Origin of the sequence: Micromonospora sp. DT46, from assembly GCF_049841735.1 — a bacterium.
GTDB classification, from domain to species: domain Bacteria; phylum Actinomycetota; class Actinomycetes; order Mycobacteriales; family Micromonosporaceae; genus Micromonospora; species Micromonospora reichwaldensis.
Genome location: NZ_JBNCKW010000006.1, coordinates 496,836 through 521,452, shown reverse-complemented (window position 1 = coordinate 521,452; position 24,617 = coordinate 496,836). Strand labels below are relative to the sequence as shown.

The 24,617-nt window shown below is 71.7% G+C and carries 21 protein-coding genes; 10 read left to right on the top strand and 11 right to left on the bottom strand.

Annotation, left to right across the window (positions count from 1 at the left end; translation table 11 throughout):
- Positions 1-190 precede the first annotated feature (190 nt).
- The 4 genes from rplI to rpsF all read right to left on the bottom strand — a co-directional run bounded on the left by rplI (position 191) and on the right by rpsF (position 1,844).
- Positions 191-637 (bottom strand): 50S ribosomal protein L9, encoded by a 447-nt coding sequence (gene rplI / locus ACLQ20_RS19610; protein WP_151456174.1) that lies wholly within the window; start codon positions 635-637, stop codon positions 191-193.
- A gap of 14 nt (positions 638-651) precedes the next feature.
- Positions 652-891, bottom strand: a complete 240-nt coding sequence (gene rpsR, locus ACLQ20_RS19605) for a 30S ribosomal protein S18 (RefSeq protein ID WP_007073789.1) — start codon at positions 889-891, stop codon at positions 652-654.
- 41 nt (positions 892-932) lie between these two features.
- Positions 933-1,472, bottom strand: a complete 540-nt coding sequence (locus ACLQ20_RS19600) for a single-stranded DNA-binding protein (RefSeq protein ID WP_199729229.1) — start codon at positions 1,470-1,472, stop codon at positions 933-935.
- An 81-nt stretch (positions 1,473-1,553) separates the two neighbouring features.
- On the bottom strand, positions 1,554-1,844 hold the full coding sequence (gene rpsF, locus ACLQ20_RS19595; RefSeq protein ID WP_121397433.1) for a 30S ribosomal protein S6: 291 nt from the start codon (positions 1,842-1,844) through the stop codon (positions 1,554-1,556).
- Positions 1,845-2,485: 641 nt separating this feature from the next.
- Here rpsF and ACLQ20_RS19590 point away from each other — a divergent pair.
- A complete protein-coding gene (locus ACLQ20_RS19590; RefSeq protein ID WP_151456172.1) occupies positions 2,486-3,277 on the top strand; it encodes a deoxyribonuclease IV in 792 nt (263 codons plus the stop codon).
- Entirely contained in the window at positions 3,274-5,715 is a 2,442-nt protein-coding gene (locus ACLQ20_RS19585) for a hypothetical protein (RefSeq protein ID WP_425857125.1), read from the top strand. The genes ACLQ20_RS19590 and ACLQ20_RS19585 overlap by 4 nt, the downstream gene beginning before the upstream one ends.
- 6 nt (positions 5,716-5,721) lie before the next feature.
- Here ACLQ20_RS19585 and ACLQ20_RS19580 read toward each other — a convergent pair whose 3' ends face one another.
- From ACLQ20_RS19580 to ACLQ20_RS19565, 4 genes are all read right to left on the bottom strand, one after another.
- On the bottom strand, positions 5,722-6,054 hold the full coding sequence (locus ACLQ20_RS19580; protein WP_358118786.1) for a hypothetical protein: 333 nt from the start codon (positions 6,052-6,054) through the stop codon (positions 5,722-5,724).
- Between the two features lie 45 nt (positions 6,055-6,099).
- Positions 6,100-7,653: a glycosyltransferase family 87 protein gene (locus ACLQ20_RS19575; RefSeq protein WP_425857122.1), complete on the bottom strand. Its 1,554-nt coding sequence runs from the start codon at positions 7,651-7,653 to the stop codon at positions 6,100-6,102.
- Positions 7,654-7,770: 117 nt separating this feature from the next.
- Positions 7,771-10,701, bottom strand: a complete 2,931-nt coding sequence (locus ACLQ20_RS19570; RefSeq protein WP_425857120.1) for a transglycosylase domain-containing protein — start codon at positions 10,699-10,701, stop codon at positions 7,771-7,773.
- A gap of 197 nt (positions 10,702-10,898) precedes the next feature.
- Positions 10,899-11,366 carry a DUF5318 domain-containing protein gene (locus ACLQ20_RS19565; RefSeq protein WP_132235496.1) on the bottom strand — a complete coding sequence of 156 codons (468 nt, stop codon included), beginning with the start codon at positions 11,364-11,366 and terminating at the stop codon, positions 10,899-10,901.
- A gap of 174 nt (positions 11,367-11,540) precedes the next feature.
- On the opposite strand from ACLQ20_RS19565, the gene ACLQ20_RS19560 reads away from it, so the two are divergent.
- The 3 genes from ACLQ20_RS19560 to ACLQ20_RS19550 all read left to right on the top strand — a co-directional run bounded on the left by ACLQ20_RS19560 (position 11,541) and on the right by ACLQ20_RS19550 (position 14,160).
- On the top strand, positions 11,541-12,179 hold the full coding sequence (locus ACLQ20_RS19560; RefSeq protein ID WP_121397428.1) for a PadR family transcriptional regulator: 639 nt from the start codon (positions 11,541-11,543) through the stop codon (positions 12,177-12,179).
- A gap of 23 nt (positions 12,180-12,202) precedes the next feature.
- Positions 12,203-13,282 (top strand): inositol-3-phosphate synthase, encoded by a 1,080-nt coding sequence (locus tag ACLQ20_RS19555; protein ID WP_425857117.1) that lies wholly within the window; start codon positions 12,203-12,205, stop codon positions 13,280-13,282.
- A gap of 143 nt (positions 13,283-13,425) precedes the next feature.
- On the top strand, positions 13,426-14,160 hold the full coding sequence (locus ACLQ20_RS19550) for a hypothetical protein (RefSeq protein ID WP_425857115.1): 735 nt from the start codon (positions 13,426-13,428) through the stop codon (positions 14,158-14,160).
- 25 nt (positions 14,161-14,185) lie between these two features.
- Here ACLQ20_RS19550 and ACLQ20_RS19545 read toward each other — a convergent pair whose 3' ends face one another.
- Complete coding sequence (locus ACLQ20_RS19545) at positions 14,186-14,665, bottom strand: methylated-DNA--[protein]-cysteine S-methyltransferase (RefSeq protein ID WP_151455442.1); 480 nt, start codon at positions 14,663-14,665, stop codon at positions 14,186-14,188.
- Positions 14,666-14,919: 254 nt separating this feature from the next.
- Between ACLQ20_RS19545 and ACLQ20_RS19540 the strand changes: the two genes are divergently transcribed.
- The 4 genes from ACLQ20_RS19540 (at position 14,920) to ACLQ20_RS19525 (ending at position 18,714) form a co-directional block, all read left to right on the top strand.
- A complete protein-coding gene (locus ACLQ20_RS19540) occupies positions 14,920-15,435 on the top strand; it encodes a SigE family RNA polymerase sigma factor (protein WP_151455441.1) in 516 nt (171 codons plus the stop codon).
- Positions 15,432-16,571 (top strand): TolB family protein, encoded by a 1,140-nt coding sequence (locus ACLQ20_RS19535; protein ID WP_425857112.1) that lies wholly within the window; start codon positions 15,432-15,434, stop codon positions 16,569-16,571. Before ACLQ20_RS19540 ends, ACLQ20_RS19535 begins: the two co-directional genes overlap by 4 nt.
- Positions 16,572-16,634: 63 nt before the next feature.
- Entirely contained in the window at positions 16,635-17,156 is a 522-nt protein-coding gene (locus ACLQ20_RS19530; protein WP_225852283.1) for a hypothetical protein, read from the top strand.
- A gap of 28 nt (positions 17,157-17,184) precedes the next feature.
- Positions 17,185-18,714, top strand: coding sequence for a flotillin family protein (locus ACLQ20_RS19525; protein ID WP_425857109.1), 1,530 nt, complete (start codon positions 17,185-17,187; stop codon positions 18,712-18,714).
- 200 nt (positions 18,715-18,914) lie between these two features.
- On the opposite strand, the gene ACLQ20_RS19520 is transcribed toward ACLQ20_RS19525, so the two are convergent.
- Complete coding sequence (locus ACLQ20_RS19520) at positions 18,915-20,933, bottom strand: S8 family serine peptidase (protein WP_425857106.1); 2,019 nt, start codon at positions 20,931-20,933, stop codon at positions 18,915-18,917.
- Positions 20,934-21,192: 259 nt separating this feature from the next.
- Positions 21,193-22,647 carry a CCA tRNA nucleotidyltransferase gene (locus ACLQ20_RS19515; RefSeq protein WP_425857104.1) on the bottom strand — a complete coding sequence of 485 codons (1,455 nt, stop codon included), beginning with the start codon at positions 22,645-22,647 and terminating at the stop codon, positions 21,193-21,195.
- A gap of 132 nt (positions 22,648-22,779) precedes the next feature.
- On the opposite strand from ACLQ20_RS19515, the gene murJ reads away from it, so the two are divergent.
- Positions 22,780-24,543 carry a murein biosynthesis integral membrane protein MurJ gene (gene murJ / locus ACLQ20_RS19510; RefSeq protein WP_327030038.1) on the top strand — a complete coding sequence of 588 codons (1,764 nt, stop codon included), beginning with the start codon at positions 22,780-22,782 and terminating at the stop codon, positions 24,541-24,543.
- Positions 24,544-24,617: the final 74 nt, after the last annotated feature.

Here is a 24,617-nt window from a genome sequence, read left to right as displayed (position 1 = left end):
CCGAAGGCGCCGACCGGCTTGTCGGCTGATGACCAGCGTGGCCACCCGATGGCTGACACGCCGCCGCCCTGGTCGGCCCGCACCGCGACGAGCTGGCCGACGGCGCGAGCGGGAGCGTACGCCGCAGGCCGTACACGAACAGGGCCCGCACCGGTCGGTGCGGGCCCTGTCGTGGTGCTCGGGTGAGGTGTCAGCCCTGGACGACGTTGAGGTCGAACTTGGCGCTCACCTCGGGGTGCAGCTTGATCTGCACCGGGTAGGAGCCGGTCGACTTGATCGGACCGGACAGTTCCAGCCGACGACGGTCGAGGACCGGACCACCGGCGGCCTTGACGGCGTCGACGATCTCGGCCGGGGTGACCGAGCCGAAGAGCCGACCGCCGTCGCCGGCGCGGGCCTTCAGGCTGACCTTGAGGCCCTCGAGCTGGCCCTTGACCTCGTTGGCGTGACCGAGGTCGCGGATCTCACGGGCCGAACGGGCCCGCTTGATGACCGTGACCTGCTTCTCCGCACCCTTGGTCCAGGCGATCGCGAAGCCCTGCGGCAGCAGGTAGTTACGGCCGTAGCCGTTCTTGACCTCGACGATGTCGCCCGGGGCACCGAGGCCGGACACCTCCTGAGTCAGGATGATCTTCATATCGGTGCCTCCTCTCAGCGGGCCGTGGCCGTGTACGGCAGGAGCGCCATCTCACGGGCGTTCTTGACCGCACGGGCGATCTGCCGCTGCTGCTGCGAGGTCACGCCGGTCACCCGCCGAGCGCGGATCTTGCCGCGGTCGGAGATGAACTTGCGCAGCAGCGCGGTGTCCTTGTAATCGATATAGGTGATCCCGTCCTTGTCGAGCGGGTTCACCTTCTTCTTCGGTTTGCGAAGTGCAGCGGCCTTGGCCATTGCTCGTGCTCCTGGTTTGCGATCGCGGGCGCTCGGCGCCATTAGAACGGGGGCTCCTCGTCGAAGTTGCCGCCACCCGAACCACCGCGCGAGGGTGCCGGTGCAGCCGAGGCCCAGGGGTCGTCGAAGTTGCCTCCGCCGCCGCCCTGGCCACCTCCACCACCACCGCCACCGAAGCCGCCGCCACCGCCGCCGGAGCGGGACATCTTCTGCACCTTCGCCGTGGCGTAGCGCAGCGACGGGCCGATCTCGTCGACCTCGAGCTCGATGACGGTGCGCTTCTCGCCCTCGCGCGTCTCGTACGACCGCTGACGCAGCCGGCCCGAGACGATCACGCGGGCGCCCCGCTGGAGCGACTCGGCGACGTGCTCCGCCGCCTGCCGCCACACGGTGCACGCCAGGAAGAGCGGCTCGCCGTCCTTCCATTCGCCGGAGGCCTTGTCCATGAACCGGGGCGTCGAAGCGACCCGGAACTTGGCGACCGCCGCACCGGACGGGGTGAACCGCAACTCGGGGTCATCGGTCAGGTTGCCGATGACCGTGATGGTGGTGTCTCCTGCCATGACCATCTCCTCGCGCACTCATCAGTTCTGCCGTACAGGCTCTCAGAGCCCTCCGACAGTGCCGATGAGGCTGATCCGGGTGGACCGGGGTTGAATGCTTTAGCGCATCTCCGGCCGGATGACCTTGGTGCGCAGCACGGACTCGTTGAGCCGCAGCTGACGGTCCAGCTCGGCCACCGCTGCGGGCGTCGCCTGCAGGTCGATGACGGCGTAGATGCCTTCGGCCTTCTTGTTGATCTCGTACGCGAGGCGCCGGCGGCCCCACACGTCCGTCTTCTCGACCGAGCCACCCGCAGTCCGGATCACGTTCAGGTACGTGTCGAGGGACGGGGCGACGGTGCGCTCCTCGAGGCTGGGGTCGAGGATCACCATGACTTCGTAATGACGCAAGACGTGCTCACCTCCTGTGGGCTAAGCGGCCACGGTCCTTCCGTGGCAGGAGGTCGTGCGTCGTGGCCCGCGCCGGTTCCGGGGGAACCCGGCCGTACGCGGACAACCGGACCAGGATACCCGGTCCCGACGATCATGCCCGGGGTGGTCGGCGGGGCCCTTCCACCGGGCGAGGCGACGGGGGCCCGCGTCGACGTCGCTGTCGATGCGAGCCCCCGTACACGAGGCCGCGGGGCGTCCCGTCCGCATTCCTTGGGTGGGACCTGGGGAGGAACGACCACACCGATGAGGTTGGACCGGGGACGCCCCGCGGAGCTTTATCGTGTTGTTACCTGACGTTACAACGGCTCTTGCCCCTTGTCGGGGGAAATGGCGGAATTCTCCGACAAATTTCCCGATGAGCCCGGTTCCGTCAGGGCGGGCCCCCGCCGCGCCGGGCCGCGCGACGGGGGGTGCCCCCGCTCTCGGGCGGTTCGACGCGCCTCCGGGACGGGCCGACCAGCGGCCGTTCCGGGCCGGCTGCGGCAACCGTGGATCCCACTCGCATCAACGACCGCCGCCGCTGGGAGGTGACGCGAGGAACGGCGAGTCCGCCACCGCCGTCATCCCGGCTGTCGGCGACGCGACGTAGGCTCCCGTGCATGCGTATCGGAGCCCACGTCGATTCGACCGACCCGGTGGCGGAGGCGACCGCCCGAGGGGCCGAGGCCGTGCAGTTCTTCCTCTCCGACCCCCAGGGGTGGAAGGCGCCGAAGCCGCGGGAGGACGCGGACCGGCTGCGGGCCGCGGGCGTCGACCTCTACGTGCACGCGCCGTACGTCATCAACGTCGCCACCCTGAACAACCGGATCCGGATCCCCAGCCGCAAGCTGCTGCTCGGGCACGCCCAGGCGGCCGCCGCCATCGGCGCCAAGGGGCTGATCGTGCACGGCGGGCACGTCAATGCCGGCGACGACCTGGCCGTCGGCTTCGACAACTGGCGCAAGACCTTCGCGTACGCGGCGGACTCCGGCGGCTTCGGCGTGCCCGTCCTGATCGAGAACACCGCCGGCGGTGACAACGCCTGCGCCCGGCGGCTCGACGCGCTCGCCCGCCTCTGGGACGCCGTCGGCGATCACGAGGTGGGCTTCTGCCTGGACACCTGCCACGCCCACGCCGGCGGCGAGGAGCTGCTCGGGCTCGTCGACCGGGTCAAGGCGATCACCGGCCGGATCGACCTGGTGCACGCCAACAACTCCAAGGGCGCGTTCAACTCCGGCCAGGACCGGCACGACAACCTCGACGGCGGAACGATCGACCCGGAGCTGGTGGTGGCGGTCATCCGCGCGGCCGGCGCACCAGTCATCGTCGAGACCCCGGGCGGAGTCGACGGTCAGGGCGCCGACATCGCCTTCCTACGCGACCGGCTGGGCACGGGGAGCCCGGCGGCATGACGACCGAGCAGTCCGCCCCCGGCAGCCCCCGTCCCGACTCCGCCGCCGAGAAGGCCGACGCCGCCGGGAAGACGGAAGCCGCCGGAAAGACCGACACGACCGGCGCCACGACCGGCCCGGCCGCCGCCAGGACCGCCGAGGCCGAACCCAGGACCGGCGGGGCCCCCAAGGCTGGGGCGGCCGAGCCCAAGGCTGGGGCGACCGAGCCCAAGGCCGGTGGAGCCCGGCCCGGTGCCGGCAAGGCCCATGCCGAGGCCGGGGCACCCGCCGGGGCGGTCGGGTCCGACGGGACCGGCGCGACCGGCGCGACCGGCGCGACCGGCGCGACCGAGACGGAAAACGGTAAGACCGACGCCACGGCGGGCGGGGCCGACAAGACCGCAACCAAGGCGGGCAGGGACGACGCCAGGGCGGGCGCAACCGACAAGGACGACGCCAAGGCCGGCTCAGCCGACAAGGTCGACGCCAAGGCCGGCGGAACCGACAAAGACGGCGCCAAGGCGGGTGCAGCCGACAAGCCGGACGTCAAGGCGGGCTCAGCCGGTGTGGCCGGGGCCGTCGGCGATGGCGCGGGCAAGGACGGCGCGGGCAAGGACGGCGCGGGCAAGGACGGCGACAAGGCGGCCGGCAAGAGCCAGGACGGGGGTGACAAGGAGGGCAAGCCGGACCGGTGGGAGGCCTTCGCGTCCGCCCCTGAACCGGTGCCCTCCCGGCTCGGGCGCGCCGTGCGGGCGGTGGGCCGCCGGCTGATCCACGAGTGGACGCTCGCGACGCTCGCCTCGCTGGCGTTGGCCGTGCTGCTGACCTGGCCCACGCTGCGCTACCCGCGACACACCCTGCCGCAGGACTACTGGGACCCCAGCCTCCAGGCGTGGCAGATGGCCTGGTCGGGGCACATCCTGCTGACCAACCCGGCGCAGATGTGGCAGTCGAACACCTTCTTTCCGGAGTCCTGGAGCTTCGCCTTCTCCGACACCCTGCTCGGCTACGCCCCGGCGGGCATGATCGGCACCGGTCCCGAAGCCGCCGTGCTCCGCTACAACATCATGTTCGTGCTGGCCCACGCGCTCGCCATGCTCGGGGCGTACGCGCTGGCCCGTCAGCTCGGCGCCGGCCGGATCGGCTCCGCGGTGGCCGGGGCGAGCTTCGCGTACGCGCCGTGGCTGCTGGCCCAGGCCGGGCACCTGCACGTGATCTCCAACGGCGGCATCCCGCTGGCGTTGGCGATGCTCGCCCGGGGGCACGGCTGGTCGTTGCGGCACGGGTACCGTCCCGAACGCCGGCACGACGGCTGGGTCTACGCCGGCTGGTTCGTGGCGGCCTGGCAACTCAGTCTCGGCTTCGGCATCGGGCTGCCGTTCGCGTACTTCCTCGCCGGGACCGTGCTGGTCGCGGCCGTCACCTGGTTCCTGCGGCGGTGGGTCGTCCGGCCGGTCAAGCGCCCGTTCGGCCGCCGGTTGCTGATCGCGGACCTGGTCGGCGGCCTGTTCTTCGCCGGTGTCGGCGGCCTGCTGGCCATCCCGTACTTCAAGGTGGCGGGGGCGCACCCGCAGGCGGAGCGTTCCATCGGCGACATCGGCGTCTACTCGCCGCCGGCGGCTGGCTTCTTCACGGCACCCGCCGAGTCGCGGGTCTGGGGCGCCCTGCACGAGGGCGCGCGAGCGGCGCTGCCCTGGCACCCGGAGATGACCCTGCTGCCCGGCTTCGTGCTCTACGCGCTCGCCGCCGGCGGGCTCTTCTTCTCGGTGTGGAAGCTGCGCCACCGGCTGCTGCTGCTCGCCGGGGTGGTGGTGACGATGGTGCTCGCCATGGGCACCCGGTTCTTCGACGGCACCTTCACCTACGTGCCGCTGTTCGACCACCTGCCCGGCTGGAACGGCATCCGCACCCCGGGCCGGCTGATGCTCTGGACCACGCTGCTGCTCGGGCTGCTCGCGGCGGGCGCGGTCAGCGCGTTCGCCACCCGGGTACGGGAGGTCTACGCCGAGCGGATCCCCTCCTGGCCGAGCCCGTGGCTGCGGCTGGCCACGCTGCTGCCGCTGGTGCTGGTGCTCGGCGAGGGGCTGAACGCCACGCCGCACCCGGTCGTGCCGTCCCAGCCGGCCGCGATGCGCACCGTGGAGGGACCGCTGCTGGTGCTGCCGAGCAGCCAGAGCCTCGACCAGCCGGTGATGCTCTGGTCCACCAGCAAGTTCCAGGACCTGGTCAACGGGGGCAGCGGCTTCACCCCGCGCCAACTCGACGACGTACGCCGGGTGACGCTGGCCTTCCCCGATCAGACCAGCGTCGACTACCTGCGCGTCCTCGGCGTACGCAACGTGCTGCTGATGCGGGACCACATCGTCGGCACGCCGTGGGAGGTCACCGTGGACGCGCCGGTCGACGGGCTCGGCATCACCCGCGAGGAAGTAGGGAACATCGTGATCTACCGCCTGTGACCCTCATCACCCTCGCGTTGATCTCGCAGCAGCCTCCCGGTCGTCCGATCCCCCGAAGAGCTTGCGGGCACCGGAGAGGATCGCCAACACCGCGACCGTGAACAGACCGAACAGCCCGTTCAACCACCAGTCGACCATGTTGGCGGAGAAACACAGGTTCCCCGGTGTGCAGTCGGTGTCGCCGAGCTCGAACCTGCCAGCGATGATTCCGGCAGGAAAGCAGAGCAGCGCGACACAGCCGCCCAGGCCGAAGAACCACCCGGACGCCCGCCGGACGAGGGCCAGGCCGAGCCAGACCGTGACGAGCAGCGCGGGCAGGATCGCGTCGACGGCGCTCACACCGGTCGACGGGGTAGGGACCCCCGACAGGGCGCCATCAGGACGTCACTCGCCGGCCACCGTCCGCCCGCCACCGCTGCCGGCCGCGGCCGAGCTGGCCGCCAACTCCGTCGGTTGCGGCGAGGGCGGGGCTGGTCGACGCCAGCGAGCCACCCAGGGTGCGTCCCTGGTGCCGTTGAACACGCCACCGTCTGGATCGTCCGGATAGGTCTTGCGGACCGCGTCCAGTTCGGGGTTCAGGATCTCCCGGACGACCAGCACGCAGAGCAGCACGACGGTGGCCAGGCGCAGCGTCGACGCCAGCACGAAGACCCCCTCCGGGAAGACCGGCTTGCTGGTCGCCGCGCCGAGCAACTCGCCGTAGAACGCCACGAAGTAGCAGACCTCGGCCACCTGCCAGGCGAGGAAGGCACCCCACTTCGGGCGGGCGAGCACCACCAGCGGCAGCAGCCAGAGCACGAACTGCTGCGACCACACCTTGCTGAAGATCAGGAAGGCGGCGACCACCAGGAACGCGAGCTGGGCGAGCCGGGGCCGGCGCGGGGCCAGCAGCCCCAGCGCGGCCACCCCGAGGCAGGCCAGCCCGAAGAGGGCGTACGACAGGGTGTTCAGCGTCGGGATGTTGGCGTTGAGCCACTCGAACGGCCCGAGGTCGGCGGGGTTGGCGTTGCCGAACTTTCCGTCCACGTAGCGGCCGATGTACCAGAGGGTGCCCCAGTCGATGGGCCGGGTCGAGTTCAGCTCGAAGAAGCGGTCCCAGTTCTCCCGGTAGGGAATGGCGACCGGAAGGTTCACGAGGACCAGGGAGACGAGGGCCGCGCCGAGGGCGGTGAGGGCGGCGCGGAGCCGCCCGGCGCGCAGTCCCAGCACCAGGATCGGGCCGAGGATGAACAGCGGCCACATCTTGGCCGCCCCGGCGAGACCGAGCAGGACGCCGGCCGCCAGTGGTCGGCTGCGGGCCCAGGCGAAGAGGCCGAACGCGGCCAGGCCGATGGCGAGCAGGTCCCAGTTGACCGTGGCGGTGAGCATCAGCGCGGGGGCGAGCGCGAAGAGCGCGGCGTCCCATGGTCGCCGGCGGCGTAGGGCGAGGAGCATCGCCACGGTGGCGACCGCCAGCGCGCCGAGCACCAGCGCGTTCAGGTTGTAGAACCACATGCCCTGGTTGAGCCCCGGGTCGTTCTGGCCGAGGGCGTGCACGGGCAGGCCGAGGGCGCCCATGAAGTAGCCGGTGAGCACCGGGTACTCGACGGGGTGGTCCTGGTAGGGCACCGCACCCTCGTTGAGCCGCTCGGCGTAGTAGAGCGCCAGCACGTCGGTGTAGCAGAAGCGGGTGTACTGCACATTGTTCTGCCAGGCGCCGTCCTGGCAGGGCGACTTCTGCACCCAGTGCAACGCCAGGGTCAGGCAGACCAGGGCCAGGACGATGCGGGTCGCCGTCCAGAACCGGCTCTCCCGCCCAACGGGCCGGTCCAGAGCGACGGCGTGGTCGCCCAGCGGGCCGCCGATCGCGCCGGAGACGCCCCGGACGAAGCCGTCGGAGCGGGACGGATGGTCAGGGGCACCGGCGTCGTCGATGCCTCGCGTCGACTGCGTGCTCATGAAGGTGCATCCTGCCGTACATCGGGCCTCCGCGTCCCCTCCCTCTCGCGACACGTCGATACGCGAAACGCCGCCGGCGGCCGGAGAGGTGCTCCGGCCGCCGGCGGCGTTCGTCGATCAGTCGTTGTCCGGTCTGGGTGTCAGGCTCGGTAGCAGCCCGCCGCCGCCGCCGTCCCGGCCGGGGCGCGGATCGATCGGAGTGGTGGGCCCGCCGGGTCCGCCGGGGCCACCGGGGCCACCAGGGCCGCCGGGAGGGTTGCCGCCGCCGTTGTTGCCGCCGGGCGGGCAGAGCAGGCCCAGCGGACCGCAGTTCGGCGGGCCCGTCGGAGGCGGCGGGGGCGGCGGTGCCTCACCGTTGCCGGTGTTCGGATTGCCGACGTTCGCCGCAGGCGGGAAGTCCTTCTTCTCCCATTTCTTGACCTTGTGTGCCTCGTCCATGAACCGTTCCCAGATGGTGCCCGGCAGGTTGCCGCCACTGATCTTGTTGCCGTTCTTCAGCTTGAGCGGCTTGCGGTCCTTGACGTTGCCGACCCAGACGGCGGTGGCGATCTGCGGGGTGTAGCCGATCATCCAGGCGTCGCCGTTGTCGTCGCTGTCCGCCTTGAGTTCCCAGGTGCCGGTCTTGGAAGCGGCCTTCCGGCCGTCGTCGAGCTTGTGGTCGACCCGCGCCGGGTACTGCTCCAGCACCGAGGTCACGTCCGCCACGACGTCCTTGTCGATGCGCTGCTCACCCTTGAGGGAACCCTCGTCGGCGATCTTCTTCCACTTGCCGGTGGCCTCGTCCCTCTTCTCGACGGAGTAGAGGAAGTGGGCCTTGTGGTAGCGGCCCTGGTTGGCGAAGGTGGCGACGCCGTTGGCGTGGTCCAGGACGGTGATCGGGTACTGGCCGTAGCCGATGACGTGGAAGAACGGGTTCGGCGCGATGTCCTTCGGGTCGGTCTTGGTGAGGTCGTAGCCCTTCGGCGGGTCGGTGTCCGACCGCCACATCATGCTGACCCCGGCCTTGGCCGCCATGTCGACGACCTTGTCCGGGCCGATCGCCTCGGTGACGTGGTAGAACGGCACGTTCAGCGACTTGAGGGTGGAGACCGTCAGGGTGCAGGAGTTGCCGCACTCCGGGTTGTCGACGCCGGCGTTGCTGACCTTGAACTTGGTGTCCTTCGGGGTGAAGGCCTTGCCCTTCCAGCGCGACTCGAGGGCCTTGCCCTCCTTGAGCGCCGCCGCCAGCGTGTAGATCTTGAAACTCGAGCCCGGCGGGTGACCGCCGTAGGGGTTGCCGGAGGAGTCGATGTTCCTGCCGGCGTAGTCGGTGCCGGTGCCGTTGTCGCCGCCGTAGTAGGCGAGCACGCGACCGTTCTTCGGCTCGATGGCGACCACCGCCGCCATCAGGTTCGGCGGCTGGCCGGCGAGTTCAGATCCCTTGGTCCTGCGCTGGGCGGTCTCGACCGCCGCCTCCTGGATCTTCGTGTCGATCGTGGTGCGGATCTTGTAGCCACCCGACATGAGCGCCTGGGAACAGAGCGGCTTGGCGTCGGTGATCTGCTCCTCCTTGTCGACGCAGATGCCCTTGTCCCGCATCTCCTGCTTGACGTAGTTGATCACGTTGCCGTACGGGGTGTTGACGCCGAAGTCGATGCCGGCGCCGCCCTGGTTCGGCTTCTTGGGCATCGGGTACTCGGCCAGGGTGGGCGCCGCCGGCTTGCCCGGGGCGTTCAGCCAGCCCTCGGCGACCATGCCGCCGATCACGTACTCCCAGCGGGACTTGGCTTCGGCAAGGTTCACCGCCGGGTCGTAGCCCTTGTGGCCCATCCCGGCCTCCGGCTGCTTGATCAGCGCGGCGAGGACCGCGCCCTCGGCCACACTCAGCTTGTTCGCCGGCTTGCCGTAGTACGTCTGCGCCGCCGCCTCGATGCCGTGCGCGCCCCGCCCGAAGTAGATGATGTTCAGGTAGTGCTGCATGATTTGCGGCTTGGTGTACTCGTCGTTCAGCTTGGAGGCGAGAATCGCCTCCTTGACCTTCCGGGCGTAGGTGTCGTCCTTCAGGTTGTCGAACGCGTTGCGCGCGTACTGCTGGGTGATCGTCGAGGCGCCCTGCTTGCTGCCGCCGGAGACGTTGTTCCACGCGGCCCGGACGATGCCCTTGTAGTCCACACCCGAGTGCTCGTAGAAGTTGCGGTCCTCGGCCGCGGCGACGGCGTCCTGCACCCACTTCGGGATCTGGTCGATGGTGACCAGGGTCCGGTTCTGCGTGCCGACCTTCGCGATGATCGTCTTGTTGTCGGACGCGTAGAGGGTGGTCGCCTGCGGCGGCGTGGTGTCCTCCGGAAGGACCACGTTGGTCGAGTAGTAGGTGAAGCCGACGACGCCGAGCCCGGCGAGCATGATGAACACGGCGAAGGCGGCGATCAGCATGTTGACCCGCTTGCGCTTCTTCGCCCGCGACGCACCGGCCGGGTCGCCCGCGCCGCGCCCGCGCCGACCGGGGCCGGTCGGCCCGCCGGGCCCACCCGGGCCGCCTGCGGCCGGCGAGACGCTCGCCCGGGCCGAGGCGCGGCCGCTGACGCCGCCGACCGCCGCCGATCCGACGCTGGCCCGTCCGGCCGGGGCGGCGCCGACGGCGGCGGAGCCCACCGAGGCGCGACCTGCCGGCCCGCCGGCCGGGGAGACCGGCACCGAAGCGCGACCCGAGCCCGCCGCCCGGCCGACGCCGGGCGCAGGCGAGACCGGCACGGCCCGGCCGGGCGCCGCCCGACCGACCGAGGCCGAACCCACCGAGGCGGAGCCCACCGAGGCTGTTCCGGCGCGCGGCGGAACGGCCGCGGACGCCGAACCGGGAACGGAACCGCCGCGCGGCGGAACGGCGGCCGAGCCGCCGACCGAGGCCCGCCCGCCGGCGGCGCGGGGCGCGACCGAGGCGCGGCCCGCGGGTGCCGTACCGTCCTGTGCAGCCGACCAGCCGCCCCCGGAGGCGTCACCGCCGGGGTCGCCGTGCTGGCCCGGAATCTGGGCCCGCCCGCGCGGGGAACTGGAATCGCCGTACGAGTTCATTCCTCACACCCTGCCGTCGCGGTGGGACGCGACTGCGCCGCCACCGGTTTGCCGTGAGATGGGACACCTGTCGAGGGCGGCACTTGCGTGCCGGTCGACAGGTGCCACTTGCGAATCAATCGGGCCAATCAGACCAACGATCCGTCGGTCTCCCCAGGCGTGCGTGCGCTGGCCGGGGTCGGCCGATCGAGCGAAGATCACCGTTGCGCCTCTCGCCTCCGTCGACTGCCCGCACCGTTACCCGAGGCGGCCGCGCCGCCCACCGCGTCCTGCTCCTGCCCACCCTCCGGACTCCCGGTCAGGCCGTCCCGGCCGAGCAGGTACTGCTCGACGAGATGGTTCCAGTCACAGCCGAGGCACACCTCCACCACGAAGACCTGGAACTCACGCACCGTCATCGCCAGCACCGGCAACTCGGCCAGTGTCCGGGCCTGGCCGGCTGACTGCTTGAGTTCGTCGCCGTAAATGTAGTGGACGTGGGTCAGGTTCTCGCTCCGGCAGATCGGACACCGCTCGTCGGTCGGCTCCCCGTGGAAGCGGGCGGCGTTCTTCAGGTAGGGCGAGGCGTCGCAGACGTCGTACGTGCCGACCCGGCCCGCGAGGAGCTCACGCAGCACCGCTCGCTTCCGGAGCGAGTAGTCGACTACCTGGCGCTGCGTACGCATGCGGAGAAGGGTACGCGGTCTCGTCGGACGGGGCGACCACGGTGACGATGCGTGACCGGAGAACCTCGGAGCGGAGGTTTGCCCTGATCACGGCGATCCGCTAGCGTGCGATGTATCGGTCCGATACATCGCGGCGGTTACCGCTCCGCGTAGAGGGTACAGAGAGGATGGCCCGTGCTCGAGCTCGCCATCCTCGGCCTCCTGCAGGAGTCTCCGATGCACGGCTACGAGCTGCGCAAGGAGCTGACCGCCAAGCTCGGTGCGATCAGGGCGGCGATCAGCTACGGCTCGCTCTATCCCACGCTGCGCAGGTTGCAGGCGGCGGGATGGATCACCGAGGCCGCGGAGGCACCCGCCACGGTCGAGGAGGTTCCCGCGCTGACCAGCCGACGAGGTCGGGTGGTCTACGAGATCACGGCGGAGGGCAAGGAACGCTTCGCCCAACTGATCGCGCAGACCGGGCCGGAGACGTACGACGACACGGGTTTCGGTGTGCACTTCGCGTTCTTCGCCCGGACCGACCAGGCGACCCGGCTCCGCATCCTCGAGGGTCGCCGGCGGAAGATCGAGGAACGCCGTGAAGGGCTTCGCGACGTGCTCGGCAGGGCGGCCGAGCGGCTCGACGCCTACACGCTGGAACTGCAGCGCCACGGCCTGGACGCCTGTGAGCGCGAGGTCCGCTGGCTGGAGGAGCTCATCGCCAACGAGCGCTCCGGCCGTGCCCCGACGGTCCCGTCAACCGGGACGGCCGGCGGCCGACGAGAAGACAACAGCCCGCCTCCGCCTGGAGAGTCCAGGAAAGAGCGGCCGTGATGAAGAAGAAGGAGGCAGACGCTATGGGCTCCGTCCGCGTCGCCATCGTCGGTGTGGGTAACTGCGCCTCGTCCCTCGTACAGGGCGTGGAGTACTACCGGAACGCCGACCCGAACGACCGCGTCCCGGGTCTCATGCACGTCACCTTCGGCGACTACCACGTTTCGGACGTGCAGTTCGTCGCGGCGTTCGACGTGGACGCCAAGAAGGTGGGCATGGACCTCGCCGAGGCGATCGTCGCCAGCGAGAACAACACCATCAAGCTCTGCGACGTGCCGCCGACCGGCGTCACCGTGCAGCGCGGTCCGACCTTCGACGGTCTGGGCCAGTACTACCGCGAGATCGTCGAGGAGTCCGACGCCAAGCCGGTCGACGTCGCCCAGGCGCTGCGCGACGCGCAGGTCGACGTCGTGGTCTCGTACCTGCCGGTCGGTTCCGAGCAGGCCGACAAGTTCTACGCCCAGGCCGCGATCGACGCCGGTTGCGCGTTCGTCAACGCGCTCCCGGTCTTCATCGCCTCCGACCCGGAGTGGGCCAAGAAGTTCGAGGACGCGGGCCTGCCGATCGTCGGCGACGACATCAAGAGCCAGGTCGGCGCCACCATCGTGCACCGCGCGCTGGCGAAGCTGTTCGAGGACCGGGGCGTCGAGCTGCTGCGCACGTACCAGCTCAACTTCGGCGGCAACATGGACTTCATGAACATGCTGGAGCGCAACCGCCTGGTCTCGAAGAAGATCTCGAAGACCCAGTCGGTCACCTCGCAGATCCCGCACGAGATGGCCAAGAGCGACGTGCACATCGGCCCGTCGGACCACGTGCCGTGGCTGGACGACCGCAAGTGGGCGTACATCCGCCTGGAGGGCCGCTCCTTCGGCGACACCCCGCTGAACGCCGAGCTCAAGCTCGAGGTGTGGGACTCGCCGAACTCGGCCGGTGTCATCATCGACGCCGTCCGCGCCGCGAAGATCGCGCTGGACCGGAAGATCGGCGGCCCGATCCTGTCGGCCTCGTCGTACTTCATGAAGTCCCCGCCGGTGCAGTACGCCGACCACGACGCGCACGCCGCCGTCGAGGCGTTCATCGCCGGTGACGCCGAGCGCTGACGCGCCGACACCAGCACCATCGAGGGCCGGGTCCGCACGGACCCGGCCCTCGCCGCGTCCAGCCCTTCCGCAGCCGTACGCGCAACGGCCACCGGCCGCACACGGGGTCGAAGGGACGGCGACGCGCCGTTACGCTGACCGACGTGACGTCCCTCCCTCATGGCGGCGCGCGACGGGTCGTCGGGGCTTTCGCCGTCGCGGTGCTCCTTCCGGTCCTCGTCGGCTGTGCGGCGCCGGGATCCGACCCGACCAGCGCCCCGGCCGGCGGCGTGGCACCGGCCGACGGCACCACGACAGCCGGTGGCCCGGCCCGAACAGCCAGCACGGCACCGGACGGCGGCGTCGGCTCGGCCCGCCCAGTCACCTCCGCAGCGCCGCCCGAGGCCGGCTGCGTCAGGGCGGGCACGCCGGTCGCGCGCCCCGGGCAGGTCGCCCCGTCCGGTGGCGGTGTCCCGGCCGCCACGTCGCGTCCACCCGGCACCCGACAGCCACTGACCGACGAGCAGCGTCGCGCGGAGGAGTTCCGCCGCCAGCAGGCGGCCAATGACGCCTTCCGGCAGCGCGGGACGCTCGGCGAGGAGGCGGCCAGCGGCGCACGGGCCTGCGCTGCGGACGTCAGGAAGAGCCTCAACCTGCTGACCGCCGGCGGCCGGGACGAGCCCGGGCAGGAGGCCGTCCGGCGGGCGATCGTGGCGACGGGGCTGACCGGGGTCACCGTGCGGCCACCGGGCCGGCTCGACCTCGGCCCCGTCGACGGGCTGGTCTTCGCGGGCTGGACCGGCCGGGCGTGCGTCTTCGGCAGCGTCCGGGCGGGTGACGTCACGGTGGAGATCGGCACCCGCATCGCCGACGGCGGCTGCCTGCCCGCCCCGAGCTGAACGGGCGGGTGCGGGCGGGACCGCGTCAGGACCAGGCGCGGCGCAGGGCGACCCCGGCCTCCAACTCCAGCAGCTTCACCTTCCGGTCCAGGCCGCCGCCGAAACCGACCAGCTTGCCGCCGGCACCGACGATCCGGTGGCACGGCACGAGCACCGGGATCGGGTTGCGGTTGCAGGCCACCCCGACCGCGCGTGCGGCACCCGGGTCGCCGAGCCGGCGGGCCACCTCGCCGTAGGTGAGCGTCTCCCCGTACGGGATGCGGGTCATCTCCCGCCAGACGCCCCGTTCGAAGTCGGACCCGCCCGGCGCGGCCAGCGGCACCGCGAACCCGGTCAGCTCGCCCGCAAAGTACGCCCGCAGCTCCGCCAGCGCCTGTCGGGCCGCCTCGTCGCCCGGCTCCTCGGTCGCTGCGTCGACCCGGCCGAAGTGGGCCCGACACACGTGGGTGCCGTCGGTGGCGACGGAGAACTCGCCGATCGGGGAGTCGAGCACGGTCCAGCGCATCCCCCCATTGTCCCCGGTGCCCCGACAGTGCCTCCCGCCCGAGCCGCCGGACGGGCCGCCGGGCATCCGGGTCGCCGACGAGAGGCGGCCGGGCCGGTCAGCTGCCGACGGTGGTCAGGGGTTGCCGAGGACAAGCGTGGCTCCTTCTCGTCGATGTCGAGATCGGCGCCCGATCCGGATCTTGTCAACATCTGGATTGCGGGCGACGGCAAAGTTCGGACGCCGGGGAGCGTCAGAGCTACCGGAGGTGGGCGGTGACCGAAGGGACCGACGGGGAGTTCACCGCGTTCGTCAACGAACGGGGAAACGTCCTGCTGCGCATCGCGTACGCCCTGGCCGGCGACCAGCACGGCGCCGAGGACCTGCTGCAGAACGCGCTGGCCAAGGCGTACGCCCGGTGGCCCCGGATCCGCGGCGACGCCGAGCCGTACGTGCGGCGGATCCTCTACCACGACCAGGTCTCCGGATGGCGGCGCCGGTCCCGGCGGCCGGAGGTGCCGGTCGCGGTGCTGCCCGAGCGGGTGGGCAGCCGGGACAGCGGTCAGGACGCCGACCTGCGGATGCTGCTGCGCGACGCGCTGCTGTCGCTGCCGCCCCGGCAGCGCGCCGTGCTGACCCTGCGCTACCTGGAGGACCTCAGCGTCGAGCAGACCGCCGCGCTGCTCGGCTGCCGTGCCGGCACGGTCGCCAGCCAGACCTCGAAGGCACTGGCCAGACTGCGGCAACTGGTACCCGTCCTCGACGACAGTGTCACGGAGGAGGTCCGATGAACGGCTCCGGGGAGGACGTCCTGCGTTCCGCCGTACGGGAGATCGCGGCCGAGGCCCGGGCGGCGCCCGACCTCGCCGACCGGGCCCTGCGACGGGGCCGACGGCTGCGTCGCCGTCGCCGCACGACCGCCGCCGGGGGCGCCGTCGCGGCACTGGTCGCCCTCGTCGGGCCGTACGTCTGGCTGCGACCCGGCGCACCCCCGGACACCGCCACCTGGGCACCGGTCGTCACCCCGGTGGCGACGGTGTCGGCCGCCCCGCGCACGATGTCCGTCGTCCCCGCGCCGACCGGCGACTGGACGCGGGCGGTCGTGACGCTGCCCGGCGGCTGGGTGCTGACCGGCGCCACCTCCACCGGCACTCCCGCCGTGCAGGGGTACGCCCTGGACCGCGAGCGCGGCCGGTACGCCACCGCCGATCGCCGGTACGAGGAGACGTGGGCCGCGCCCCGCGGCGGAACCGCCGTCGTCGTCGACTACGAACGCGCCGGTCGGATCGGCCTGCTCGACCTGGGCCACGGTACGGTCCGCTGGATCCGCACCGGCAGCCACATCATGACCCCGCACTGGTCGCCGGACGGGCGGCGGTTGGCGCTGACCGTGCTGGACAAGGAGAGCGCCAGCTTCTCCCTCGGCGTGCTCGACGCGGCCACCGGCGCCTACCGCACCTTCCCGGTGGACACCGACCGGTACTTCTGCACCGACCACTGCTTCTTCACCTGGAGCCGGGACGGCCGGGAGGTCGCGCTCCAGCAGACCGATCCGGGTGCCCCGCGCTCGGAGTCCCGGCCGCACGCGCGCCGGGGCGTGCAGTTCTTCTCCGCCACGGACGGCCGGCCGACCCGGTTCGTGCCCGTCCCGGGCGACCCGGCCGGCCCCTGGTCGTGGTCGCCGGACGGGCGGCTCGTGATCGTCAAGGGTCAGGACGGCCCGAAGCTGGCGGAGGTGGCGACCGGGCGGGTGATCGGCCCGGCTCCCGCCGAGGACGCCGTGTGGGTCGCCGACGACCGGCTGCTGCACCGCGTCGGCTGGACGGCCGAGATGGTGCTGGTCGACCTCGACGGTCGGGAACTGGCGCGGCAGGCCCTCCCCGCGTCGCTGGACGTCAACCTGACCCTCGCGATCGCGCCCCGCTGAACGGCCCGGATCGCAACGCCGTCCGGGCCGACGCACCGGCCGACGTTGCGGGGCACCGATACCGTGCAGGCCGTGGCCACGGGGACGCTGATCTTCCTCATCATCGGCGGCGCGGGCGTCGCGGTACTGGCGCTCGCCCTGCTCGGCGGCGAGCTGCTCCACTTCGGCAACCCGGACTTCGACGGTCCGGTGTCGGTGGAGGCGGTCGCCGGGTTCACCGGAGCGCTCGGCTTCGGCGCCGCGATCGTCAACGAGCTGGTCGGTGGGCGTACGCCCGGCATGATCGCCGTGGCCCTGGCCGGCGGCGTCGTCGCGGCCGTGCCCACCGCCTGGGCCGCGGCCCGGCTGAGCCGGGCGGCCCGCGACATGCGCACCGACCCCACCCCCACCCGCCACCACCTGGTCGGCGCGCTCGGCCTGGTGGTCACCCCCGTGCCCGCCGACGGCTACGGCGAGGTCCGGGTCCGGGTGGCCGGCCAGCCGGTCAAGCTCAACGCCCGCGCCGACCGGCCGATCCCGGTCGGCGCCCAGATCTTCGTGGTCGAGGCGCTCAGCGAGACCAGCGTGCACGTCGAGACCTACTGAACCCCCTCATAGAAAACAGGACGGTCACATGCCCCTTCTCATCGCCATCGGCGGCGCGGTCCTCCTCGTCCTCGTGCTCGTGCTCTTCGTGCTCTCCCGCATCAAGGTGGCCGGGCCGAACGAGGCGTTCATCGTCACCGGCCGCAAGGGCCGCACCACGCAGACCGCCGACGGCGGCCGGTCGACCGACAACTCCGGGCAGAAGGTCGTGCTCGGCGCGTCCGTCTTCGTCCTGCCCGTGGTGCAGAAGCTCCAGTCGCTCGACCTGTCCAGCCGGCGGATCGACGTCGGCATCAAGGGCGCGGTCAGCAAGCAGGGCATCCGTGCCGACCTGCACGGCGTCGCGATCGTCAAGGTCGGCGGCACCGAGGACGCCATCCGCGCCGCCGCGCAGCGCTTCCTGCACCAGCAGGACGAGATCGAGGACTTCACCCGGGAGGTGCTGGCCGGCGCGCTGCGCTCGATCGTCGGCCGGCTCACCGTCGAGGAGGTCATCCGGGACCGGGCGGCGTTCGCCAGCGCGGTCGCCGAGGAGGCCGAGCACTCGATGACCAACCAGGGCCTGGTGCTGGACACCTTCCAGCTCCAGGACATCCTGGCCGAGGGCTCCTACCTCCAGGACCTGGGCCGGCCGGAGGCCGCCCGGGTGCTCAAGGACGCGGCCATCGCCGAGGCGCGGGCCCGGCAGCAGGCCGAGCAGGAGCGGCTGCTCGCCGAGGAGGCCATCGCCGAGGCCAACCGGAACCTGTCGCTGAAGCAGGCCGCCATCCAGGCGGAGATCGACGCGGCCAAGGCGAAGTCCGCCGCCGCCGGGCCGCTGGCCCAGGCCGAGCGGGACCAGGCGATCCTCTCCGAGCAGCAGAAGGTCGCCGAGCGCAACGCCGAGCTCAAGCAGCGTCAGCTCGACACGGAGGTGCGCAAGCCGGCCGACGCCGCCCGGTACAAGGTGGAGCAGGAGGCCGAGGCGTCCCGCAACGCGGCCGTACTCAACGCCGACGCTCAGCGCCAGGCCGTCATCGCCGCCGCCCAGGCCGCCGCCGAGCAGGCCCGGCTCACCGGTGAGGGCGAGCGGGCCCGCCGGGCCGCGCTGGCCGAGGCCAACGCCATCGAAGGCGCCAAGGAGGGTGAGGCCGAGCAGCGCCGCCGCTCCGCCATCGCCGAGGCGGTCGAGCGGGAGGGTGCGGCCGAGGCCGCGGCCATCCTGGCCAAGGGGCAGGCCGAGGCCGACGCGATGGCCCGCAAGGCCGAGGCCTTCGCGGCGTACGGCGAAGCCGCCGTGCTGGACCTGCTGGTCAAGGTGCTGCCGCAGGTCGTCGAGGCGGCCAGCGCCCCGATCGGCGCGATCGACAAGATGACCGTCATCTCCACCGACGGCGCCTCGTCGCTGACCAAGTCGGTGGCGGGCAACGTGGCCCAGGGGCTCCAGCTCGGCAGCGACCTGACCGGCATCGACCTGGCCGGCCTGCTTGGCAAGCTCGGCTCGGCGGCGGCGACCACCGGCAACGGCGACGGGGCGCCGCAGGTGGCCGGGACGGCCGTCGAGCGGCACGCCAACTGACCTGGCCGACGCGACTGTCCGAGGCCGGACAGAACGGCGCCCGCCGAGCCGTGCTCTGAAACGGCTCGGCGGGCGCCGACGTTCGGTGGGGCCGTGGGGCGGAGAATCACCTACCGGGGGTGACCGCCCGGCGGGTGCCGCAGTGGGCTGGCACCCGCCGCTCCGCCCGAGGGGCGACGCGGCGGGTGCCACAGGCTCCGTCAGACGACGTCGACAGTGAACTTCTGTGCGGTCCCGAGGCCCAGGGTCGGGCTGGACCAGTCGATGGTCCGGTCCGCGATGAGCGGGTTGGCACCGGCGGTGATCGCCTGCCCGTCGACGTACGCGCGCAGATAGATGGAGCCGTCCGCGTTGTAGTCGACGAAGTCGAACACCTCTGCGGGGCCGACGGTGGTGCCCGTGGCGATCAACGGCTTCGTGCCCTCGCTCTCCGCGGTCACCAACTTGCCGTTGACCAGGGCGCGCAGCGTGAAGAAGCTGCCCTCCGGGAGGAAGACCAGTTCGTACTTCTCCCACCCGCCGACGGCAGCGGCGCCGGCGATCAGCGGCTTCGTGCCCGCACCGTCCGCGGCGACGAACCTGCCGTTCACCGCCGCCCTGAGGCTGACGATCGGGTTCGGTGCCTCCAGGTCGAACTTCGCCGAGGCACCGATGACATCGGCGCTCGCGATCAGCGGCAGCGTACCCCCGCCGTCCGCGACGACGAACTTGCCGTTCACCACCGCCTTGAGGCTGACACTGCCATCGGTGTTGTGGACGATCTGGAACTTCTCCCACCCGCCGATGGCAGCAGCAGCGGCGATCAGCGGCTTCGTGCCCGCACCGTCCGCGGCGACGAACCTGCCGTTGACCCGCGCCTTCAGCCCGACGTACCCGCTTCCTGCGTCGACGATGTCGAACTTCTCCCACCCGCCGATGGCAGCAGCAGCGGCGATCAGCGGCTTCGTGCCTCCACCGTCGGCGGCGACGAACCTGCCGTTGACCCGCGCCTTCAGCCCGTACGAGCTGCGGGCCACCGGCCCGGTACCGACCTGGAGGAACCGGTCCAGCGAGCGCTGCGTGTCGTGGACGGAGCCGGCGAGGCCACCGGTCACGATGCTGTCGCGCACCTGCGACGGACTCCACGTCGGGTTCGCCGCCAACAGCAGCGCCGCAGCGCCGGCGACGTGCGGTGACGCCATCGAGGTGCCGCTCAGCGTCGCGGCGCCCGTCGTGGAGCCGATGGTGGCGGAGGTGATGCTGACGCCCGGCGCGAACGTGTCGACGCAGGCGCCGTAGTTGGAGAACCAGGCCCGCGCGTCGATCTTGTCCGTGGCGCCGACCGTGATCGCCGCCGGCACCGACGCCGGGCTCACCAGGCAGGCGTCCTGCATGGAGTTGCCCGAGGCGACCGCGTAGGTGATGCCGCTGGCGATCGAGGCGTTCACCGCGTCGTTGACCGCCTGGACGTTTCCGCCGAAACCGAGGCTCATGTTCGCCACGGCCGGCTTGACGGCGTTCGCGGTCACCCAGTTGATGCCGCTGAGGAGCTCCTCGCTCGTGCCGGAGCCCTCGCAGTCCAGGACCCGCACCGCGACCAGCTTGACGTCCTTGGCGACGCCGTACCTGGTGCCACCCACCGTGCCTGCCACGTGCGTGCCGTGCCCGTCGCAGTCACTGGCGTCCTTGGTGGAGGCGCGGTCGGACATGGCGTTGAAGCCGTATCTGGCCCGGCCGCCGAAGTCCTGGTGCGTGATGTTGATACCGGTGTCGAGCACGTACGCGGTGACGCCCGCCGCCGACGTGCCGGGGTAGGTGTAGGAACCGTCCAGCTTCGGCGACACCTGGTCGATCCGGTCCAGGCCCCAGGACGGCGGACTGCTCTGGGTCCCGGTGGCCGAGGCCCGTACGACGGGCTCCACGTAGGCCACCTGCGGGTCCAGCGAGAGCCGCTTCACCTGACCCGCGCTGGCCTCCATCGAGTACCCACGCAGGCCGTTGGTGAAGACCTTGCGTACCTTGCCCCCGTTCTTCTGCGCGAGCGCGGACGCGGCGGCCCGGGTCTCGCTCGGTGTTGCCCTGCCGTCCTTGAGGACGACGATGTAGCGGCCCGGTACGACCTTGCCGGGTTCGGCACCACGCACGGGCGCCCGGGTCGGCTCGGCGGGCTCGGCCATCGCCGCGCCGCCCGAACCGGCGACGGCGACCGCCGTCGCGGAGGCGAGAAGCAGCCCCGCCACCGCTGAGCGGCGTGCAACGCCACGACGTCTCACAAATGACTCCCCGTTGATTCGAAGGACCGTCCGCTGTGGACGCGGACCGGTCGCACGGCCAGCCTCTGCCGGACTCGGAGGGCTGGAGAATTCCGCCCCATCATCAGTAATGATCAGTAGCTGACGCGTCAGCCATTCGGTCGATACGCGGCGTTCCCGTACTCGCCCCGCGATGGGGTACGCCCAGCCGTCGGAGAACGCTGGCCGGCATCGGCACCGGTCCTTGCTACAGGCCCCTGTCGCGGGCCCAGCGCAGCAGCTCCGCCTCGGCCTCGTCGCGGTCCAGCGGGCCGCGCTCCAGGCGCAGCTCCTTGAGGTGTTTCCAGGCCTGTCCGACGACGGGTCCCGGCGGTACGCCCAGCAGCTCCATGATGGCGTTGCCGTCCAGGTCGGGCCGGACCCGCGCCAGGTCCTCCTCGGCGGCGATCCGGGCGATCCGCTCCTCCAGCGCGTCGTAGTCGGCGGCGAGCTGGGCCGCCTTGCGGCGGTTGCGGGTGGTGCAGTCCGACCGGGTCAGCTTGTGCAGCCGCGGCAGCAGGTCACCGGCGTCGGCGACGTATCGGCGCACCGCCGAGTCGGTCCACTCGCCCCGGCCGTAGCCGTAGAAGCGCAGGTGCAGCGCCACCAGCGCGGTCACCTTGGAGGTGATCTCCTTCGGGTAGCGCAGCGCCTTCAGCCGGGCCTTGGTGAGCCGGGCGCCGACCACCTCGTGGTGGTGGAAGCTGACCCGGCCGTCCGAGCCCACCGCCTTCGTCGCCGGCTTACCGACGTCGTGCATCAGCGCGGCCATCCGCAGGACGAAGTCCGGCCCCTCCGTCTCGTACGAGACGGCGTTGCTCACCACGGTCAGGGTGTGCTCGTAGACGTCCTTGTGCTGGGCGTGCTCGTCGATCTCCAGCTTGAGCCCGGTCAGCTCCGGCAGGAAGCGCTCGGCGAGCCCGGTGTCGACCAGCAGCCGCAGCCCGGTGATCGGGTCCGCGCCGCAGAGCAGCTTGGTGAACTCGTCGCGGATCCGCTCGGCCGTAATCCGGTCCAGGTCGCCGGCCATCCGGGTCATCGCCGCGTACGCGTCGGGGTGCACCGCGAAGCGCAGCTGCGCGGCGAAGCGGGCCGCGCGCAGCATCCGCAGCGGGTCGTCGCCGAACGACTCCGCCGGGGTGCCCGGGGTGCGGATCACCTTGGCGGCCAGGTCGTCCAGCCCACCGTGCGGGTCGGTGAACCGGTGCTCGGGCAGGCTGACCGCCATCGCGTTGATGGTGAAGTCGCGCCGCCGCAGGTCCTCGGCGAGGTCGGTGCCGTACTCGACGATCGGGTTGCGGCTGACCTGGTCGTAGGACTCGGCACGGAAGGTGGTGATCTCCAGCCGCAGCCCGTCGCGCTGGCACCCGATGGTGCCGAACTCCCGGCCGGTCTCCCAGATCGACTCGGCCCAGCCGCGCACGATGCGCAGGGTCTCGTCGGGGTGCGCGTCGGTGCAGAAGTCGAGGTCGTCGCCGAGGCGGCCGAGCAGGGCGTCGCGTACCGAACCGCCCACCAGGTGCAGCTCGTGGCCGGCCCGCGCGAACCGGCGGCCCAACTCGTCGGCGACCGGGGAGACCCGGAGCAGTTCGGCGACGGCGTTGCGCTGTGCGGCGGTGAGTTCGCGGCGGTCGGCGGCGTGGGGAGCGGAGGCTTCGGACATGGGAGCGCCAGACTATCGGTCCCGACGGGGATGCGGTCCGCCGGGCGCGGGTAACGGGTGGCCGTTGACTATCGTCTGTGACGTGCGGGCCCGGGCCCGGCTCCGACGTTCCCCTGCCTTGGAGGCGACAAGATGAGCGGCGGTCTCTACCGCAGCGCGAACGCCGCACAGGGCGGCGCACCCGGCGGCGCGACGCCCGGCGGGCCGTCGGACGGCGCGACGTTCATCTCCGCCGAGCCGCTCAACCAGCCGGCCATGGAGTCGACCGCGCCGCCACAGGAGCAGGTGGCCGAGGCCAGCGCCGCGACCAACAGCGCGGTGATGGCCATGGGCAGCCTGGTCAGCCGCGGTACGGGCTTCCTGCGCAACCTGGTGATCGCGGCGGCGCTCGGCGGCGCGCTGGTCGGTGACGCGTACACCACCGCGCAGATCCTGCCCGGGATGGTCTACGAGTTCCTGCTCGGCGGCGTACTCACCAGCGTGCTGATCCCGGTGCTGGTACGGCGGCGCAAGTCGGACGCGGACGGCGGCCAGGCGTACGCCCAGCGGCTGCTCACCCTGGCGGTGCTGGCGCTCGGCGTGGCCGCGTTGTTGGCAGTGCTGTCGGCATCGTGGTTGACCATGCTCTACGGCAGCGGTGAGTCGGCCGGCGAATATTCGAAGCTGGTCACGGGGCTGGCCCGCCTGATGCTGCCGATGATCTTCTTCTCCGGGTTGAGCGCGCTGATCAGCGCGGTGCTCAACACCCGGGGCCACTTCGCCGCCCCGATGTGGGCGCCGATCCTGAACAACCTGGTGGTGATCGCCACCGCCGGCCTCTACATCGCGATCTTCGGCGCGGACATCATCAAGCCGGACGAGATGACGACCGGGCGGATCCTGCTGATCGGCGGCGGCACCCTGCTCGGCGTCGCCATCCAGGCCGCCGGCCTGCTGCCGGCGCTGCGCAAGGTCGGCTTCCGCTGGAAGCTGCGCTTCGACTTCCGCAAGCTCGGCCTGCGCGAGCTGGGCCGGCTCGGGGCGTGGATGTTCTGCTACGTCGCGGTCAGCCAGATCGGCCTGATCGTGCTGTTCAACCTGCTGAACCGGGCGGGCAGGGAGAACGCCGCCGGCCCGCTGATCTACAACAACGTCTTCCTGCTGCTGATGACGGCGCACGGCATCATCGCCGTCTCGATCATCACCGCGCTGATGCCCCGGATGAGCGCGGCCGCCGCCGACGGCCGGTACGCCGACGTGGCGGCCGACCTGTCCCGGGGCACCCGGACGGTCACCGCGGTGCTCGCCCCGATCGCGGTCTGCTACGCCGTGCTCGCCTCCCCGATCTCGTTCACCCTGTTCCGCTGGGGCGCCTTCGACGAGGGCAACGCCACCGCCACCTCGGTGGTGCTGCTGGCCGCCGCGCTCGCCCTGGTGCCGTTCGCGGTCAGCCAGCTCTTCACGTTCGCCTTCTACGCCCTGCCGGACACCCGCACCCCGGCGCTGATCAACATTCCGGTGGTGGCGCTGCGCATCGGGGTGCAGATCGTGCTCTTCGCGGTCTTCTCGGCAAGCTTCGCCGGCGCCGGCATGATGATCGGCAACGCCGTCTCCTACCTGGCCGCCGCGATCGCCTCCGCCTGGCTGCTACGTCCCCGAGTGGGTCGGATCGGCCTCGGCGAGATCATGCGCACCAGCGCGCGGGTCGCGGTCGCGGCGCTCGGCGCGGCGGTGGTCGGCCTGATCGTGGTCAAGCTGCTGCCCGGCGACGACACGCCGAGCCGCCTGGAGGCCGTCGTCCAGCTCGTGGTCGGTGGGGCGGTGATCGGCGGGACGTACCTCGGGCTGGCCATGGTCCTGCGGATCGGCGAGATCACCGAGGTCGTGGGCATGGTCCGCCGCCGGCTGGGCCGCTGACCGAAACCCGTCTCTCGGGGCGGGCGACACGCTGCGGGCGGACTGCACTCTCTGTGAACGAGGATCACCAGCCT